The sequence below is a fragment of the Streptomyces sp. NPDC059906 genome, assembly GCF_042730645.1.
Lineage (GTDB): Bacteria > Actinomycetota > Actinomycetes > Streptomycetales > Streptomycetaceae > Streptomyces > Streptomyces rubrogriseus.
Window position 1 is genome coordinate 1 of record NZ_JBHWKU010000015.1, and the last position, 16686, is coordinate 16686.

Annotated in this window: 16 protein-coding genes; 3 read left to right on the forward strand and 13 right to left on the reverse strand. The window is 71.8% G+C overall.

Features of this window, described 5'->3' with window-relative positions; translation table 11 throughout:
- Positions 1-53: 53 nt before the first annotated feature.
- The 3 genes from ACFV9J_RS22625 to ACFV9J_RS22635 form a co-directional block, all read right to left on the reverse strand.
- Positions 54-821, reverse strand: coding sequence for a BTAD domain-containing putative transcriptional regulator (locus ACFV9J_RS22625; protein WP_385356646.1), 768 nt, complete (start codon positions 819-821; stop codon positions 54-56).
- Positions 822-968: 147 nt separating this feature from the next.
- A complete protein-coding gene (locus tag ACFV9J_RS22630) occupies positions 969-3104 on the reverse strand; it encodes an MMPL family transporter (protein ID WP_385356648.1) in 2136 nt (711 codons plus the stop codon).
- Positions 3104-4840, reverse strand: a complete 1737-nt coding sequence (locus ACFV9J_RS22635) for an MFS transporter (RefSeq protein WP_385356649.1) — start codon at positions 4838-4840, stop codon at positions 3104-3106. The genes ACFV9J_RS22630 and ACFV9J_RS22635 overlap by 1 nt, the downstream gene beginning before the upstream one ends.
- A 109-nt stretch (positions 4841-4949) precedes the next feature.
- Here ACFV9J_RS22635 and actII point away from each other — a divergent pair, with 109 nt between their 5' ends.
- A complete protein-coding gene (actII, locus tag ACFV9J_RS22640) occupies positions 4950-5729 on the forward strand; it encodes a TetR family transcriptional regulator ActII (protein ID WP_385356651.1) in 780 nt (259 codons plus the stop codon).
- Here the strand turns inward: actII and ACFV9J_RS22645 are convergent.
- The 10 genes from ACFV9J_RS22645 to ACFV9J_RS22690 form a co-directional block, all read right to left on the reverse strand.
- Positions 5695-6036, reverse strand: a complete 342-nt coding sequence (locus tag ACFV9J_RS22645) for an antibiotic biosynthesis monooxygenase (RefSeq protein WP_385356653.1) — start codon at positions 6034-6036, stop codon at positions 5695-5697. The two genes, actII and ACFV9J_RS22645, sit on opposite strands and share 35 nt — an antisense overlap.
- Positions 6029-7174, reverse strand: a complete 1146-nt coding sequence (gene actVA / locus ACFV9J_RS22650) for an actinorhodin polyketide dimerase ActVA (RefSeq protein ID WP_385356655.1) — start codon at positions 7172-7174, stop codon at positions 6029-6031. The genes ACFV9J_RS22645 and actVA overlap by 8 nt, the downstream gene beginning before the upstream one ends.
- Positions 7171-8055 (reverse strand): NmrA/HSCARG family protein, encoded by an 885-nt coding sequence (locus tag ACFV9J_RS22655; protein ID WP_385356657.1) that lies wholly within the window; start codon positions 8053-8055, stop codon positions 7171-7173. The genes actVA and ACFV9J_RS22655 overlap by 4 nt, the downstream gene beginning before the upstream one ends.
- A 24-nt stretch (positions 8056-8079) precedes the next feature.
- Positions 8080-8913, reverse strand: coding sequence for a DUF6081 family protein (locus ACFV9J_RS22660; protein ID WP_385356658.1), 834 nt, complete (start codon positions 8911-8913; stop codon positions 8080-8082).
- A gap of 94 nt (positions 8914-9007) precedes the next feature.
- Positions 9008-9403: a PPOX class F420-dependent oxidoreductase gene (locus tag ACFV9J_RS22665; protein WP_385356660.1), complete on the reverse strand. Its 396-nt coding sequence runs from the start codon at positions 9401-9403 to the stop codon at positions 9008-9010.
- 1 nt (position 9404) lies between these two features.
- A complete protein-coding gene (locus ACFV9J_RS22670) occupies positions 9405-11006 on the reverse strand; it encodes an MFS transporter (RefSeq protein WP_385356661.1) in 1602 nt (533 codons plus the stop codon).
- Complete coding sequence (locus ACFV9J_RS22675; RefSeq protein WP_385356662.1) at positions 11003-11923, reverse strand: NADP-dependent oxidoreductase; 921 nt, start codon at positions 11921-11923, stop codon at positions 11003-11005. The genes ACFV9J_RS22670 and ACFV9J_RS22675 overlap by 4 nt, the downstream gene beginning before the upstream one ends.
- A gap of 33 nt (positions 11924-11956) precedes the next feature.
- On the reverse strand, positions 11957-12601 hold the full coding sequence (locus ACFV9J_RS22680) for a hypothetical protein (RefSeq protein WP_385356663.1): 645 nt from the start codon (positions 12599-12601) through the stop codon (positions 11957-11959).
- Between the two features lie 66 nt (positions 12602-12667).
- The gene (locus ACFV9J_RS22685) at positions 12668-13654 is read right to left on the reverse strand and encodes a zinc-binding alcohol dehydrogenase family protein (RefSeq protein ID WP_385356664.1); all 987 of its coding nucleotides are present in this window, start codon (positions 13652-13654) and stop codon (positions 12668-12670) included.
- Entirely contained in the window at positions 13654-14577 is a 924-nt protein-coding gene (locus ACFV9J_RS22690) for a 3-hydroxyacyl-CoA dehydrogenase NAD-binding domain-containing protein (protein ID WP_385356666.1), read from the reverse strand. Before ACFV9J_RS22690 ends, ACFV9J_RS22685 begins: the two co-directional genes overlap by 1 nt.
- A 73-nt stretch (positions 14578-14650) precedes the next feature.
- Here ACFV9J_RS22690 and ACFV9J_RS22695 point away from each other — a divergent pair, with 73 nt between their 5' ends.
- Complete coding sequence (locus ACFV9J_RS22695) at positions 14651-15091, forward strand: nuclear transport factor 2 family protein (RefSeq protein WP_385356667.1); 441 nt, start codon at positions 14651-14653, stop codon at positions 15089-15091.
- 255 nt (positions 15092-15346) lie between these two features.
- Positions 15347-16651 carry a M14 family zinc carboxypeptidase gene (locus ACFV9J_RS22700; RefSeq protein WP_385356668.1) on the forward strand — a complete coding sequence of 435 codons (1305 nt, stop codon included), beginning with the start codon at positions 15347-15349 and terminating at the stop codon, positions 16649-16651.
- Positions 16652-16686: the final 35 nt, after the last annotated feature.

A 16686-nucleotide genomic window follows, 5' to 3' on the forward strand; every position in this document is an offset into this window, starting at 1 on the left:
GTGGAGCCCCTCGCAGGCTGCGAGGGGCTCCACCGCGTTCCCGGGCCAGGTGGCTACACGAGCACCTGCTCACCGTTGAGAATCTCCATGTGCATACGCTGGATTTCCGGCGTCGGATCCACCCCCAGTTCGTCGGACAGAATCCGCCGGAGATTCCGATACGATTCCAGCGCTTCCGCGCGCCTGCCCATCTGGCAGAGTGCGCCCATCAGCTTGGCGTGCAGCGTCTCGTTCAGCGGATGCGAAATTACCAGGGCCCGGAGTTCCGGAATCATCGGCCCTATTCGACCCAGCCGCCAATTCACGTCGATACGGAGCTGCATTCCAAAAAGCCGCAGCTCTTCCAGGTGCGCGATGTTGCTTTCGAGCACCCGGCCGCACGGTACGGTGGACAGCGCCGGGCCCCGCCAGAGATCGAGTCCCGCGTCCAACGAGGCGAGTGCCTCTTCGAGCCGGTTCTCCTCGATCAGCCGGCCGCCGGTCCGGATCAGACGCTCGGCGACCGCGACATCGAGTTCGTCCTCCTCGATCAGAGCGAAGTATCCGGGCGGCTGGGTCAGCACCAACTCCCGGTCGTCGCTCGTCACCCGTTGCTCCCCCAGCAGCCGGCGGGTGTGGTAGACGTACGTCTGCAGCGTCGTCATCGCGCTGCGGGGCGGGTCGTCCGCCCACAACTCTTCGATGAGCACCCCCGATCCCACCACCTCGTGCCGCCTGAGGAGCAGCAGCACAAGGAGCTGGGTGGCCTTCGAGGATTTAAGCGGAATTACACATCCCGCATCGGTGATTACATGGACACGTCCCAATAAGTTGAATCTCATCTGTCCCCCGTCGAGATTCTGCGTCTCCTGGGGCGACAATAACAGGCCTACTCAACAGATTTCAATGTGCTTGCCGTCACAAGCGATCTCCTATTGATCAAAAATTAATCAGTGCAGCGAGCTGCACTGATTAATTTTTGCTGGATTTTACCGAGAGGCAGGAGCCGAGGCCTCCGAATCAATAGAACCAGGCATTCCTGATACGGCCCCGTCCTCGGAAGGGTCCTCGCGCCGGGAGATCCGGTGCGGCCACCACATCCACCGGCCGACATCGAGAGTGAGCGCGGTGACCAGGACCGATCGCACGATCATGGTGTCGAGCAGGACGCCCACCGCGACGGTGAATCCGAGCTCCGCGATGAAGACCAGCGGCAGCGTGGCCAGCGCGGCGAAGGTCCCGGCCAGCACCAGCCCGGCCGCGGTGATCACGCCACCGGTCGAGGTGAGGCCCTTGAGCGCGCCCTGCCGGGTACCGAGCCGGTCGCTCTCCTCCTTGATCCGGGTGACGAGGAAGATGTTGTAGTCGACGCCCAGGGCGACCAGGAAGACGAAGACCCACAGGGGGAAGGCCGAATCGGCTCCCGCGAAGTCGAAGACGTGGTTGAAGAAGAGCGCGGCGAGGCCGAGCGCCGTGAAGAAGGACAGCACCACGCTCGCGATCAGCAGCAGCGGCGCCACCAGTGCGCGCAGCAGCAGCGCGAGGATGCAGAACACGACGGCGAGGATCACCGGAATGATCAGACCGCGGTCGCGGCTGGACGCCTCCCGCATGTCGTGCACGACGGCGCTGCTGCCGCCCACCAGTGCCTGCGCACCGTCCAGCCGGGCGAGTGTCTCGCGGGCCGCGGTGACCGACTTCATGGCCGCCGGCGAGTCCGCCCCGGCGCCGAGCGTCGCCTCGACATAGGCGAGGCCGTCCTTCACCTGTGGTGGCGCGACCTCGATGACGCCGGGCACGGTCTCGAGTGCGGCGTGCACCTCGCCCGCCGAGGCGCCCTCGGCGATGACGACCATGGGTTCACCGGAGCCGGCCGGGAAGTGCCGGGTCAGGATCTCCTCGCCCACCACCGACTCCGGCTTGGTCCTGAAACCGTCCTTCTGCTGGAGGCCGTCGGCGTTCAGGGTGACCGCCAGCGTGGCCACCGCGCCCAGCACCAGGCTGGTGGTGACCCAGACCGTACGCGGACGGCCGGACACCAGCCGGGCGATCCGCGACCACAGACCCCGGGTGACGTCGGGCTCCGTACCGTGCTTCGGCCTGGCCGGCCAGAAGATCCAGCGTCCGAAGATCACCAGCAGGGCGGGCAGCAGCGTCATCATCGACAGCAGGCCGACCAGCACGCCGACGGCGCAGACCGGGCCAAGGCCCTTGGTGGAGTTCAGCGCGGCCAGCAGCAGGACGAGCATGCTGACGGCGACGGTGGCGGCGCTGGCCACGATGGCGGGCCCGGCCCGGCGCAGCGCCACGGCCATGGCCTCGTGCCGGTCCTCGTGCCGCCGCAGCTCCTCACGGTAGCGGGCGACGAGCAGCAGCGCGTAGTCGGTGGCCGCGCCGAGCACCAGGACCGTGAGGATCATCGCCGTCTGGGCGTTGACCGTGAGTCCCGCGTTCTTGGCCAGCAGGTAGACGATGGCCTGCGAGATGACCAGGGACATGCCCGCGGAGATCATCGGCAGCAGCCAGAGCAGTGGACTGCGGTAGGTGACGACGAGGATCGTCACGACGATGAGGAGGGTGACCAGCGTGAGCTTGAAGTCGGCGCTGCTGAAGGACTCGGCGGAGTCGGCGGCGTAACCGGTCGGGCCCGTGATATGGACGCCGAGGCCGTCCGGGGCGCTCGGCCGCGCGATCGCCCGCATGTCCTTCGCGGCCGCGTTGAGCCCCTCCCAGCCGTCCTTGCCGAGGTGGACGTTGACGACGGTGCGCAGGGCCTTGCCGTCGTCCGAGCGCACCGGGCCGTAGGGCTCGCCCACCACACCGGTGCCGTCCGCGAAGTGCGTGGCGTCGGCCCGCGCCTTCGCCTCGTCGGCGGCGGTGATCCCGGACGGGCGGTCGTAGACGATCACGGTCGGGCTGGTGTCGGCCGGCTGGAACTTCTCGGACAGCTCCAGCACCTCGGTCGACTCCGCGTTGCCGGGGAGCCAGGCGGCGGCGTCGTTGGACTCGACGTCGCCGAGCTTCCCGGCCAGCGGCTGGAGCACGATCAGCAGACCGATCCAGGCCGCGAGCACCAGCCACTTGAGCCGGCGTCCGCCGGGCCAGGACAGCAGTGTGCGTGTCATCAGAAGCCCTCTTCCTCACGGGGCTTGGGCGGCAGCCCGAAGGCCAGTGCGAAGGAGACCGCCAGCAGGGCGATCACCACCCAGAGCGTGCGGACCATCGCGGTGCTGAAGTTCTCGGTGTGGGCCGTCCGCCAGGCCCGCGCCGTGGCCTCGGCCACCGCCGGGCGGGCCTGCTGGAGGCTTTGGCAGCTGTCCGGCGTCCGTTCGGAGTCCTTCTGACTCGCCGATTCCCGCAGGCACACCCGCAGGTCGGCCAGCAGCCGGTCCTGCTCGGCCGTGCTCGCCCCGGCGGCGGCGAGTTCGGCGCGGGCGCGGCTGGCCCCGTCGTCGACGCTCGCCGTGGCCTGTGAGCCGAGCAGCCCGAAGAACAGCGTCCCGAGCACCGCGACGCCCACGGTGAAGCCGAGCTGCTGGACCGCGGTGAGGACGCCGGAGGCGGTACCGGCCTCCTGCTTGTCGACGTCGGCCAGGGCGATGTCGAAGAGCAGCCCGATCATGATGCCCATGCCGAGCCCGGCCACGGCGATACCGGGGACGAGTTCCCAGCTGGTCAGCCCGCCGGCCTGGTCGCCGATCGTCAACAGCATGATCAGCACGCCCAGGGCCAGCACCACGAGCCCGCCGTGCAGGGCCTTGCGGCCGAACTTCGATCCCAGCACCGCCCCGGTCAGGATCGCGCCGACGACGAGGAACACCGACCAGGGCGTCATGGTCAGCGCGGCCCTGGTGGGGCTGAAGCCCAGCCCGATCTGCAGATGCAGGGCGAGCAGCAGCGACATTCCGGAGACGCCGGTGAAGAACACCAGCGCCACCGCCAGCCCCGCGGCGTAGCGGGACCTGCGCAGCAGGCTGAGCTCGATGAGCGTGGCGCCACCGCGCCGCTCCTGGCGCAGTTCGTGGGCGACGAAGCCGACGAGCACGGCCGCGCCGGCCAGCATCAGCACGAACGCCCATGCGGGCCAGCCGCGTTCGCGCCCCTGGACGAGCGGGAAGATGATCAGGGTCAGCCCGGACGTCACCAGCGCCATGCCGACGACGTCGAACTTCGGCCGCACCGGCGCCTTGCCCTCGGGCAGCAGCAGGACCGCGCCGACGATCACGGCCGCGCCGATCGGCAGATTGATCAGGAAGACGGACCGCCAGCCCGTGCCGAACAGGTCGGCGTCGACCAGGAACCCGGCGACGATCGGGCCGAGTACGGCGCCCAGGCCGATGGCGGGCCCGAACGCGCCGAACGCCGCCGCCGTCTCCTTGGGCGGGAACATCTGTTTGATGAGACCGAGCCCCTGCGGAATCATCAGCGCGCCGAGTCCGCCCTGCAGGAAGCGTGCGGCGGTGAGCATCTCGGGACCGGTCGCCACCGAGCACAGCACGGAGGCCGCGGTGAAGCCGACGGCGCCGACGACGAACATGCGCTTGCGGCCGTAGATGTCGCCCAGCCGGCCGCCGACCACGAGCAGGACGGCGAACGCGAGCGTGTACCCGACGGTGATCCACTGGATGACGCTGAGGCTGCCGCCCAGGTCCGCGCGGACCGCGGGCGCGGCCACGTTCATGACCGTGCCGTCGAGCAGGTCCATGATCTCGGCGCCGAGGATGACCCCCAGCGCGGCCCAACGGCGCGCGTAGGGCGGCGGTCCGGCCGCGGTTCCGTCCGGTTCGGGACCGTCCTCGGGCGGTAACGCCGACGGCGGGGCCGCGGCCCTGTCCGGCTCGTCGGCTTCAACGGAACTCATGGCGTCCCCCGGGTCTTCGACTACAGGTCGCTGAACGACCACCGTTCTATAATGGAACGGTGGTCGCGTCAAGAAACGGTGGCCGTCCATGCCATACGATGAGACGCACGTGTCGCGAAGCGAGGTGAGGAGGCGCATGCCCGAGGAGATTCCGCCGCCCCCGTGGCGCCGGCCGAAGAAGGCGCCGCCGCGCATGCCCCTGACCCAGGACCGGATCGTCGTCACGGCGCTCGGCATCCTCGACGCCGAGGGACTCGACGCCCTGAGCATGCGGCGGCTCGCGCAGGAGCTGAAGACCGGTCACGCCTCGCTGTACGCGCACGTGGGGAACCGGGACGAGCTGCTCGACCTCGTCTTCGACATCGTGCTGACCGAGGTGGACGTCCCGGAACCGGAACCCGGCCGCTGGGCGGAGCAGGTCAAGGAGATGTGCCGGTCGCTGCGGAGGATGTTCCTGGCCCACCGGGACCTGGCACGGATCGCGATCGACCGGGTGCCGCTGGGACCCAACGGGATGGTGGGGATGGAGCGCACCATGAAGCTGCTGCGCTCCGGGGGCCTGCACGACGAACTCGCCGCCTACGGGGGCGACCTGCTGTCGACCTTCGTCACGGCGGAGGCCCTGGAGCAGTCCTCCCGGAACCCCGGAACGGAACAGGGCCGGGAGCAGGCCGGCATGTTCGCCGACCAGCTCCACGGCTACCTGAAGTCACTGCCGGCCGGCAGCTTCCCGAACCTGGTCCATCTGGCCGGCCCGATCACCTCGCTCGACTCCGACCGCCGGTTCGAGCTCGGCCTGGAGATCATCATCGCCGGCCTGGTGGCCGGAGCCGGCGAGGCGGCGGACGACCGGGTCAGGACGGCAGGATCGCCCCCCGCGGAGTCATGAACACGGCCTTCGGCGGCCCCAGGAGCCCGGGCAGCGAGCTGAGCGCCTCCCGCAGCTTCGCCGAGCGCGGGTCGGCGCCGAAGTTCTCCCGGTAGGCCTGCTCGCTCTCCCACTGGGCGTAGTTGACGACCGCGGTCCCGTCCGTGCTCGCGTGGTACGTGGCCGACAGAAAGCCGGGCACCTCGCGGATCCACTCCTGCACCCCGCCGGTGGCCAGCTCCACCAGCTTGTGCTGGGTGGCGGGACCGTCCACCGGGAAGGTGACGACGGCGACGAAACCCACCCGGGGATCGTTCACTTCAGCCATCGTTGCTCCTCCTCAACAGCTCTCCGGCGTACAGCGCCGCCCCGGGCCCGAACTGCAGCCCGATATGGCTGCCCGCCGCGTGCACATCACGCCACAGGCGCTGCATCGGGCTGTCCTGCGCCTGTGCCCTGGTGCCGGCCGAGGCGAACAGCCGGTCGGTGGCGGCGGTCAGCAGCTCGGCCGCCAGGGCGCAGTCCCGCGCCCCGCGGCCGACCAGTACGCCGGTCGCCGAGCCGGCGTCGGCGACCGCCGCGACCCGCTCCAGCAGCAGCTGGGCCGCGTCGATCTCGCCCGTGGCCCGGGCCAGCGTGTGCTCGTACACCACGCGGTCCTGGGACGAGACGGCGTTCTGCCCGGTCGGCCCGGCCAGTTTCCCGGCGGTCCACGAGGTCCACACGGCCGCGGCCCCGCGGGCCGCGCCGAGCATCGGCAGTGCGAAGGCCAGCCCGTTGACCGCCCGCATCGGCACGGTGTGACAGATCGCCTCGGCATCCGGACCGAGACCGGCCGCGATGGCCGCACGGGTGCAGGCCCGCGCGTCCGGCACGAACACCCCGTCGAGGACGAGTGTGTTGCTGCCCGTCCCGCGCATACCCATCGGGTACCAGCTGTCGACGATCCCGTACTCCTGTCGCGGCACCGCGAAGAACCACGGCTCCTCGCCCACCTTGGCGCAGATCAGCGCCCAGTCGGAGTGGTCCACGACGCTGACGAAGGGCCAGGTGCCCGACACGTGCCAGCCGCCCGGAGTCTTCTCGGCCCGGCCCAGCGGCATCAGGGCACCGACGATCAGGGCGTCGGGGCCGTCGGACCACAGCTCGGCCCGGCCCTCGTCCGGCAGGTAGGCGGCCATCCGGCCGAGGCTCGCCGTGAGCGAGGCGTACCAGGCGGTCGAGGCACAGGCCTCGCCGAGCACCGCGACGGGCTCCACCAGCTCCCCGAACGTGGCGGCCCGGCCGCCGTGCGCCGCCGGTACGAAGTGGGCGGCGAAACCGGCCCGAAGGACCGCGCCGACGACGTCGGTGCTCAGTCGGCGCTGCTGTTCGGCGTCGGCCGCCCGCTTCCCGGCGAGTTCGGCGATCCGGCGGGCGTGTGCCGTCAGGGACGGCCGCTCCTGGGTCATCGTGTCCTCGCTCATGCCGGGTCCCCCGGGGTCCAGCCGGTCCTGGCCAGCCACTGGTCGAGGGTGAGCAGCCGCGGGAACCGGGCGCGCAGCGCGGGGATGTCGGCGTGATAGCCGATGCCGTTGAGCCAGGTGTACGAGGTCGCCTGCCACTCGAACCCCGTGCGGCGCAGCTCCGGTATCGGCACCGACACGAAGCGGGCGGGCAGCCCGGTGTGCCGGGCGAACGCGGCCGCGACCTGCTCGCCGGTCAGCTCGTCCCCGGCCAGCTCGATCTTGGCGCCGCCGAAGGTGTCGGGGTCGTCGAAGGCGTCGGCGGCGAAGTACCCGATGTCGGGGCCGCTGATCATCTGCAGGGTGTTGGCCGGCCCGAGCCCCCTGCGGAAGGTCAGCACGCCGTCCTCCATGACGAGCGGCGACATGTCGTGGTTCAGGTTCTCCATGAAGTACGACGGCCGCAGGAAGGTGAACCGGAGCGCGTTCTCCTGGATCCGCTGCTCGATCGCGAGCTTGGACAGCCGCCAGTTCACGCCCTCCGGCCGTTCCGCGCCGCCCACCGAGCTGTGGACGTAGTGCTGGACGCCGAGGTCGCGGGCGGCGTCGGCGCATATCTTGCCCTGCCGCTCCTCGCCCTCCACGCCGGCCGGTGTCATCGGCGTCTGGATGCTGAACACGCCGTACGCACCCTTCATCGCGGCGCGCACCGACCCGGCGTCCTCGAGGTCACCGGTGTGCAGGCTCGCGCCCAGCTCACGCAGCTCCTTGGCCTTGGGCGCGCCGGGGTCCCGGACGAAGGCCCGGACGGTCCAGCCGCGTTCCAGCAGGTACCGGGCCGCGGAGCCGCCTTGCTTGCCGGTGGCGCCGAGGACCAGTACGGGCTTGTTCTCATCGGGCATCGCAGTGCCTTTCGTTGGTCGTCGTCACGAGTCGCGGGAGCCGGCGGGCGAGGTGAGCACCGACAGCCTTCGCACCGACAGCCGCACCCCCTGGCCGAAATGGCGCTCCAGGAAGAGCCCGAGGCCGAAGCTGAGTCCGCGCGGCCGTACGGCCTCCTCCCGGCCGCCGTTGTCCCGCCGCAGCCAGCGCGCGTCCAGTGCGCGCAAGCCGATCCGGTCCACGGACAGCACCTCCTGCCCGTCGGCCGTCCAGTGGGCGGTGCCGGCCGCGGCGTCGTATCCGACCTCGAGCCGGTGCAGCGTGCCGGGGGTGCGGTCCGCGACCGGGACGCAGTAGGTGAAGGCCGCGAACTCGGCGTCCGGCCGCAGCGCGAGCCGCTCGTAGACCGCGTAGAGCCGGCTGTGCGTGAGGAAGAAGTCGAAGATGATCCCGGACTCGAGATCGACCGAGATCAGGCCGCCCGCGCCCAGCCGGGCGTCCGCGGTGGGTTCGCTCACGTCGTCGTAGGGATGGGAGCGCAGGCCGAAGCCGCGCAGCCCCATCTCGGCCCTGACCGAGAGCCGTTCGCCGGGGACGGCGGTGAACGCCGCGCGCGCGCCGGCGGTGCCGCCGGTGGTGAAGGCACCCCACCGCAGATGCAGCGGGGTGCCGTCCGGCCCGGGCTTGGGCTCGGTGAACGCCGGCCGCCGGGTCCCCGGGTGGGCGGCGCTCGGCACGACCACCAGGCCGTCCGGTCCGCCGCGGACCAGCCCGTCTCCCGCCGGGAGACCGTCGACCGGGCGAAGCCGCCACGGCGCGCCCGGTCCCTCGGTCACCAGCCCGCCGGCGAACTCCTCATGGAAGATCTCTGTGCTCATCCAGCCGCCCTCCCCGTGGTGTACCCGTCCTACGGGCTCCACCTTGGCAAGAGGGCGTCGAGGTCCGCTCGAAGCGGAGTCGAAGGGTGCTGGGTCAGACGTCGCGGCCGCGCTGGGCGGCGTCGCCGCCGAGGCCCCAGGTGATGATGCGCGTGGGGTGGATACGGATCATCGCGGTACCGAAGTAGGGGTGCGGCGGCTGCGCGTCGGTCAGCGCCTCGGCCCGGCCGCGCACTTCGATACCGCGTACGTTCCACGGCTGCGTGGAGATCAGGTCGTCGACGACGAAGGCGACCTGGTCGTGCTTGGTGACATTGCGGAACTTCTTGCTGGCGGTCAGGTTGTGTCCGCCGATGTCGATCGTGCCGGTCTCGGTGTTGACACGGAACGAGACGGGATTGGCCTGGGGCTGGCCGTCGGGCGCCACGGTGGCCAGCCGGCCGAGGTTCTGGGAGGCGTAGTACTCGAGCTCGTCAGGAGTGAAAGGCATGTCAGCTTCCTTGGACCTTGAGGTGATCGGATTGCTCCCGGCCGGGCACGGCCCCTGCCGGGGGCGTCGGAGTCGTGACGGAGGAGGGCAGCCAGCGGAGCACGGCCAGGGCGCCCACGAACGCCACCGCGGCGGCCGCCCCGGCGGCCAGGTGCATGGCATCCAGGAATGCCTGGCGCGCGGGGCCGACAAGTCCGCTCTCCCCCAGCCTAGTCGCGGCCAGGAGGGTGGCATCCAGGGACTCGCCGGCCTGGTGCCGCGCGGAGGGCGGCAGTACGGCGAGCTCGTCCTCGATGCCGCTGCGGTACGCGGCGCCCATGAGGGAACCGAGCACCGCGACGCCCAGGGCGCCGCCCAGCTGGCGTACGGTGTTGTTCATCGCCGAGGCGACGCCCGCCTTCTCGCGTGGGATCGCGTTCATGACGGACACGGCCGCGGTCGGCATGACGCATGCTACGCCCGCCCCCAGTGCGGCGAACAGGACGAGGATCAGCCAGATCGGGGCGTGCTGGGTCACGAAGGTGACCCCGCAGAGCGAGGCGGTGACGGCCAGCATGCCCGCCGCGCACACGGTGCGGGGGCCGATCGAGCGCACCAGGACCGTGCTGAGCGGTCCGCAGACCACGTTCGCGACGGCCAGTGCCACGGTGCACCCCCCGGCCTGCAGGGGTGTGTAGCCGCGCACGCTCTGCAGGTAGAAGGCGCTGAAGAAGAGGAAGCCCATCATCGCGAAGCTGACGAAGGCGACGGCGGCGACGGCGGTGGAGAAGGCCTTCATCCGGAAGAAGCCCAGCTCCAGCGAGGGTTGTGGGGTACGGCGCTCGTGCCACAGGAACACGAGGAGCAGGCCGAGGCCCGCCAGGCCGGCTGCCCAGACCGCGGGCCGGGTGACCCCGCCGCTCCGGCCGGCCTCGATGATCGCGTAGACGAGCGGCACGACACCGGCGATGGAGAGCAGCAGTCCGGCCGCGTCGACGCGCCTGCCCGCCACGCCCCGGGTCTCGGGCACCACCAGCACCACCGCGACCAGGCACCCGGCCATGAGGGGCACGTTGACCAGCAGGACCGAGCCCCACCAGAAGTGCGCGAGCAGCAGCCCGCCGGTGACGGGCCCGATGCCGAGGGCGAAGCCGACCGAGGCCGCCCAGATCCCGAGGGCCTTGGGCCGCTCACGCGGCGGGAAGACGGCGGCGATGGTGGCGAGGGTGCTCGGCAGCACCGCCGCGCCGCTCACCCCCATGCAGGCACGGGCGGCGATGAGCTGCTCCGGCGATCCGGCGTAGGCCCCGGCCAGGGACGACAGTCCGAACAGGGCGAGTCCCAGCAGGAGTACCCGCCTGCGGCCCAGTCGGTCACCCAGCACACCCCAGGTGAACAGCGTCGCCGCGAAGGCCAGGGTGTAGGCGCTGAGCACCCATTCCACCTGGCTGTGCGAGGCGCCCAGGCCCTGCTCCGGGTCGGTGAGGGTGCGCAGCGTCACGTTGAGCACGGTGTTGTCGAGGATGATGCCGACCAGGCTGAGGACCAGCACCCCGAGGATGGCCCAGCGGCGCGGGTGGCCCTGGTCCGCCGGGCCGCCCGGACGGCCGGGGTTCGCCGTCACAGGTCCGGCACCAGGACGAGCTTGCCCCGCACATGGCCCTGCTCCAGCCGGTGATGGGCCTCGGCCGCCTTGGCGAAGGGCAGGACGGCCTCGACGTGCGGCCGCAGCCGGCCCTCGGCGCAGAGTGCGGCCAGCGCGGCGAGCCGCTCGGCGGACCGCACCACCCGCGGCATGACGATGCCCTCCTGGGCCGCGGCGCGGAAGTTGGCGATGGTGGCGATCCTGGCCCGGTCCGCGACGAGTTCGAGCGACACGGCGAGCGCTTCCGGTCCGCCGTGGCAGTCGAGGGCGGCGTCGACGCCGTCCGGGGCCAGCGCCCGCACCCGGTCGGCGAAGCCCGGCCCGTAGGCGACGGGCAGGGCGCCCAACGACCGCAGGTAGTCGTGGTTGTGCTCGCCGGCGCTGCCGATCGCCGTGCCGCCCCGCTCCCGGACGAGCTGGACGGCGAGGCTGCCGACGCCGCCGGCCGCGGCGTGCACGAGCACGGTGTCCCCGGGGCCGACCCGCAGTTCGGCCAGGGCGATGTCGGCGGTCTGCCCGACGGCCGAGAGGGATCCCGCGACCTCCCACGACAGCTCCGGCGGCTTCCCGGTGATCTGGTCCGCGCCGACGGCGAGCACCTCGGTGCCGGACTGCAGTACGGCGAATCCGAGCACCTCGTCGCCGGGCGCGAACCCGGCCGCCTCCGGTCCGGTCCGCTCGACGATCCCGGCGAACTCGTTGCCGATGATCTGCGGGAACTCGACCGGATAGCGACCGCGCATGCCGCCGGAGCGCACCCGGCAGTCGAACCCGTTGACTCCGGTGGCCCGCACTCGGACAGTCACCTGGCCCGGCCCCGGCACGGGCTCGGGGACATCGACGAGGCCCAGTACGTCCGGCCCGCCGAACTGGTGGATGGCTACGGCCTTGGGCATGCGTTCTCCATTGTTCGTCCGATGCTGCCGCGACTACTTGTGCTTCTTGACCTGTGTGCTGGCCAGGACGGTCTCGGGCTTCGCCGGGTCGGGGAAGCACTCGAAGGGGCCCCACTCGTCCAGGATCGGCTGGTAGCGGTACCAGTAGAAGCCGGGGTCCTCGTAACTGGAGCCGCCCGAGACGAAGTTGAGCGGTCCGGTGGTCCTCGGCGCCTTGTAGGTGACCTTCAGTGTCGGCAGGTCGAACTCGACGCCGCCCTGGAACGGGCCGGAGGCGCTGACGACGATGTCCCGGCCCTTGACCCTGACCCGGACGTCGGAGTCGCCGAGGCCGCTGCCTCCGGTGAGCCGCACCTTGCGGACCTTCGCGCCCTCCGGGATCCGGTAGGCGATCCGCACGTCGTTGACGATCTCGTTGTACTCGGCGAAGGCGGTGATCGGGTCGGGGTCGTAGGTGGCCTTGAACTTCTTGCCCGCGCGGACCGTGGCGGGCACGGTGACGTCGAAGCCGCGCTCGTAGTCGTAGACCGGGTGCGTGTTGCCCTGCACCCAGGTGCGGCACTCGTACGGCACGGCGGTGCTCGCGGCCTGCGCGCTGGTCCCCAGGGTCACGAGTCCGCCCAGGGCGATGGCGGACGCGGTGGTCAGACGTATCGCGTGGTGCAGCGACGAGGTCATGGAAGGGTCTCCTTCGGGCTCTTGGATCAGGAATGCTCGGACATTTCATAGGAATGCTCGGACATTTCAGGGGACGAGCACGACCCGGCCCAGCTGGGCCCGGGCCTCGACCACCGCGTGCGCCTCGGCCGCCCGCTCCAGCGGCAGCCGCGCGTGCACCGCGGACGTGATCTGTCCTTCGGCCAGCAGCCGGGTGAGTTCGGCGACGCCCGCCTCGTACTCCTGCGGGCGGCCACCGCGCCAGGCCGACAGGGCGAAGCCGGTGACGTACTTGATGCCGATGAGGTCCATCACCGACACCCTCGGGATCGCCAGCTCGCCGCCGGACGAGCCGTAGAACACCAGCCGGCCGCCCGGAGCGAGCAGACCGACTCCCTGCTGCAGGACCTCGGCGCCGATGCCGTCGAGGATCAGGTCGGGGCCACGTCCCCCGGTGAGTTCCCGGACCTCGTCGGCCCAGTGCGGGGAGCGGTGGTCGACGACGGCGTCGGCGCCCGTCGCGCGGGCGAACTCGCGTTTGGCGGCCGCGCCCGCGGTGCCGACGATCAGGCCGGCGCCGGCCGCCCGGGCGAGCTGGACCGCGATGTGGCCCACCCCGCCGGCCGCCGCGTGGACCAGCACCGTCTCGCCCTTGCGCAGTCCTCCGGTCCGCAGGATGCCGAGCGCGATCAGTCCGGTGCCCGGGAGGACCGCGGCCTCGGCGGCGTCCAGCTCGTCGGGCACGGGTACGACGGTGACGGCGTCGACGACGACCTGCTCGGCGTAGGCGCCGTAGAGGGTGAACGCACCTACCCGGTCTCCCGGCCGCAGGGCCGTGACGTCGGGTCCCACCGCGGTGATCCGGCCGACCACGTCGCCGCCGAGGACGACGGGGAAGACGGGCCGCCACATCGGCGCGGGAAAGGCCTCGCGCCGCATCTGGGTCTGCGCGTGGCCGACGCTTACGGCGTCGACGGCGATTCTCACCTGGCCGGGGCCGGGTTCGGGGACGGGACGCTCGGCGACGTACAGCACGTCGGGGTCCCCGTACCGGTCGAACTGCACGGCACGCATCACTTGGTCTCCTCCTGGGGCTGCCCGGTCCGCTCCAGGGCGGCCAGTACGGCGAGGTGCCGGTCGTCGCGGTCCCGGACCAGTTCGGCGTAGGGCCGGTCTCCGTAGGCGGCTTCGGTCTGTGCGACCAGGGCCTCGACGGCCTGCGGGGTGAGGGCGGGCTGTCCGAGCCCGCGCCAGCCCTGTTCGAGGCCGCTGCCGAGGTGCTCGAGCCACTTGCGCAGGCCGCCCGGACCGCCGCCCAGGTGGAAGGCGTGGAACGGCCCGATGGTGGACCAGCGCAGGCCGATCGAGTCGGTGACGATCCGGTCGAGCTCCTCGACGGTCACCACGCCTTCGAGGACGAGGTGGATGCTCTCGCGCAGCAGCGCCGACTGCAGCCGGTTCGCCGCGAAGCCGGGCAGTGCCCTGCGCACCACGACGGGGGTCCGACCGACCGACGCCAGGAAGGCCAGCGTCCTCTCGACGGCCTCCGGGTCGGTGCGCTCTGAGTGGACCACCTCGACCAGCGGAACGATGTGCGGTGGGTTGAAGGGATGCGCGACGACCAGCCGGCCCGGCCCCGGCATGTCCCGACTCAGCTCGTCGGGGAGCAGCTTCGACGTCGAGGACAGCACGAGGGCGTGGTCCGGGGCGGCCGCGCCGATCTCCGCGAACAACCGCTGCTTGAGCGGCAGGTCGTCGGGTGCGTTCTCGGAGACGACGTCCGCCCCGGTCACCGCCCGGCCGACGTCCGGCTCGTACTCGATGCGCGCCGCCAGCTCGTCCACCCGCCCCGGGGAGAACAGCTCGAGCGCCTCGCGCACGACGCGCCGGACGTCGGGCCGACGGCTGTTGACGCGTACGGTCAGCCCGCGGGCGCTGAACAGGTTGATCCATCCCAGGCCGATCGTGCCCGCCCCGATCACTGTCACGGTGCTCATGGCGACGAGCCTGGCAGCGCCCACTCGAACCCGGCTCGAGGGAACTTCGAGGCCGCGGGGCGACCGTGGCCGTATGACCATCACCGCGCTTCCCACCGGCCTGTACGCCGAGGTCCTGTCGTTCTACGGCCACCAGATGCAGAAGCTGGACGGCCGGGACTTCGCCGGCTACGCCGCGACCTTCACCGAGGACGGCGAGTTCAAGCACTCGCCCGCGCTGCCCGCCGCCCACAGCCGGGCCGGGATCACCGCCGTCCTGGAGGACTTCCACCGCAAGTTCGACGCCCGCAGGATCCAGCGCCGGCACTGGTTCGACCACACGGCGCTGAGCCAGGCGTCCGACGGCTCGATCACGGCGACGAGTTACTGCCTGGTGCTCACCGTGCACGCCGACGTCAAGGCGCCCGAGTTCGGCCCGAGTTGCCTGGTGCACGACGTCCTGGTCCGGGGTGCGGAGGGCGAGTTGCTGCTGCGCTCCCGCCACGTCACCCATGACCACGTCTTCCCGGCCTGACGCGCACCCTCGTCTTCGCGCCGACCTCGCTCCCTCCGACTGCGCGGGCGGCACCGGACATTGACAGCGGTGATCCGGTGAACGGACGCTGGCAGCGGCACGACGCGCGACGTGCACGACAGGCACGACAGGCACGACAAGCACGACAAGCACGACAGGCACCCACGGGCACTCACGGGCCTCGACGGGCACCGTCGGAAGGAGACGGCATGGCGGACGAGAGCGGCGACGGCGGAGCCTGACCTGACCCGCCCGATGAACCGATACCCCACGGTCGCGGAGGTCACCGAGTCGGCGCGACGGCTGGTCTCCCGGTTCCCGGGGACCGGCCGCCTGCGCCGTGTCGGCACGTCGCGGGCGGGCCGCCCGATCCTGATGCTGTCGGTGGGCCACGGGCCCCGGCACGTCCTGGTGGTGGCCCGGCCGCACCCGGACGAGCCGGTGGGCGGAGCGACGGCACTGGCGCTGGCGGAGCGGGTCGCAGGCGGCGACCGGCGCTCCCCGGCGACCGACCCCGACGCCGTCACCTGGGACATCGTCCTGTGCCTCGACCCGGACGGCGCCGCGCTGAGCGAGGGCATCGAGACCGCGACGGCCGGCCCCGCCCCGGCCCTGGCGCCGTACTACCGCGCCGCCTTCCGCCCGGTCGCCGCGGAACAGCCGGAGTGGGCGCCGATCGTCGGCCGGTCGCTCCCGGAGAGCCGTGCCCTGTTCGACGTGATCGACGACCTGCGCCCCGTCCTCCAGTGCTCCCTGCACAACGTCGACGCGGGCGGCACCTGGGCCCAGCTGACCCGCGACCTCCCCGAACTCGCCGCCCCCTTCGCGGCGTCCGCCGCCGACCTGGGGGTCCCGGTCCAGCACGGCACGTACGACGCCCTGTACTGGGAGAACCCGGCCCCCGGCATCCATGTCCTGCCGCCGCCGGGCAGCAGTGCGCGGGCGGCGGCCGGGTCCGAGGACATCGGCCTGTCCACCTGGTGCGCACCCCGGCGGTACGGCGGTGCCACGGCGATCGTCGAGGTACCGCTGTGGGCCACCGCCCCGGCGGACGACCGGACCCCGCACGCGGCCCCCGCCCGGGCCCTGCGCGCGCTGTCCGGGCTGGTGCGGGAGGGCGGCCGGCAGGTGACCGCCGTGTTCGAGAAGGCCCGCGGCTTCCTGCCGGCCCCCGAGGACAGTTCACCCGTACGCGTACTGGAGTGGATGGCCGACGACCTGTACGACCTGGTGGCCGACTCCTGGGGCCCCCTGGTCCGGCAGGCGGAGGCGGGACCGCGCACCGACGGCTCCCCCGCGTTGACGACGGCGGGGATCGGCGCCCTGGAGGTCGTCGCGCGCCGCCAGCCGCTCCGCGCGGCGGGACTCCTGCTGCGGCTGCTGCACGCGGCCGACGCCCCGGCGGCCGCCGGGCTCCACCACGAGCTGGAGGCCCTCTTCAGCGCCTGGTGCGCGGACTTCGAGACGTCCCTGCGGCTGCGCTGGGTACCCGTGGCCGCCCAGGTGGAACTCCAGACCCGCACGGTCGTGGCGGCAGCGGAGTGCGCGCTGAAGCACTGACGCGGTGACGCGGTGACGCACTGACGCCCTGACGC

What these genes read in the sequence shown, in the direction of transcription:
- ACFV9J_RS22625 (WP_385356646.1), bottom strand. Translation starts at nt 821, where the DNA reads ATGAGATTCAACTTATTGGGACGTGTCCATGTAATCACCGATGCGGGA.
- ACFV9J_RS22630 (WP_385356648.1), bottom strand. Translation starts at nt 3,104, where the DNA reads ATGACACGCACACTGCTGTCCTGGCCCGGCGGACGCCGGCTCAAGTGG.
- ACFV9J_RS22635 (WP_385356649.1), bottom strand. Translation starts at nt 4,840, where the DNA reads ATGAGTTCCGTTGAAGCCGACGAGCCGGACAGGGCCGCGGCCCCGCCG.
- ACFV9J_RS22645 (WP_385356653.1), bottom strand. Translation starts at nt 6,036, where the DNA reads ATGGCTGAAGTGAACGATCCCCGGGTGGGTTTCGTCGCCGTCGTCACC.
- actVA (WP_385356655.1), bottom strand. Translation starts at nt 7,174, where the DNA reads ATGAGCGAGGACACGATGACCCAGGAGCGGCCGTCCCTGACGGCACAC.
- ACFV9J_RS22655 (WP_385356657.1), bottom strand. Translation starts at nt 8,055, where the DNA reads ATGCCCGATGAGAACAAGCCCGTACTGGTCCTCGGCGCCACCGGCAAG.
- ACFV9J_RS22660 (WP_385356658.1), bottom strand. Translation starts at nt 8,913, where the DNA reads ATGAGCACAGAGATCTTCCATGAGGAGTTCGCCGGCGGGCTGGTGACC.
- ACFV9J_RS22665 (WP_385356660.1), bottom strand. Translation starts at nt 9,403, where the DNA reads ATGCCTTTCACTCCTGACGAGCTCGAGTACTACGCCTCCCAGAACCTC.
- ACFV9J_RS22675 (WP_385356662.1), bottom strand. Translation starts at nt 11,923, where the DNA reads ATGCCCAAGGCCGTAGCCATCCACCAGTTCGGCGGGCCGGACGTACTG.
- ACFV9J_RS22680 (WP_385356663.1), bottom strand. Translation starts at nt 12,601, where the DNA reads ATGACCTCGTCGCTGCACCACGCGATACGTCTGACCACCGCGTCCGCC.
- ACFV9J_RS22685 (WP_385356664.1), bottom strand. Translation starts at nt 13,654, where the DNA reads ATGCGTGCCGTGCAGTTCGACCGGTACGGGGACCCCGACGTGCTGTAC.
- ACFV9J_RS22690 (WP_385356666.1), bottom strand. Translation starts at nt 14,577, where the DNA reads ATGAGCACCGTGACAGTGATCGGGGCGGGCACGATCGGCCTGGGATGG.
- ACFV9J_RS22695 (WP_385356667.1), top strand. Translation starts at nt 14,651, where the DNA reads ATGACCATCACCGCGCTTCCCACCGGCCTGTACGCCGAGGTCCTGTCG.
- ACFV9J_RS22700 (WP_385356668.1), top strand. Translation starts at nt 15,347, where the DNA reads ATGAACCGATACCCCACGGTCGCGGAGGTCACCGAGTCGGCGCGACGG.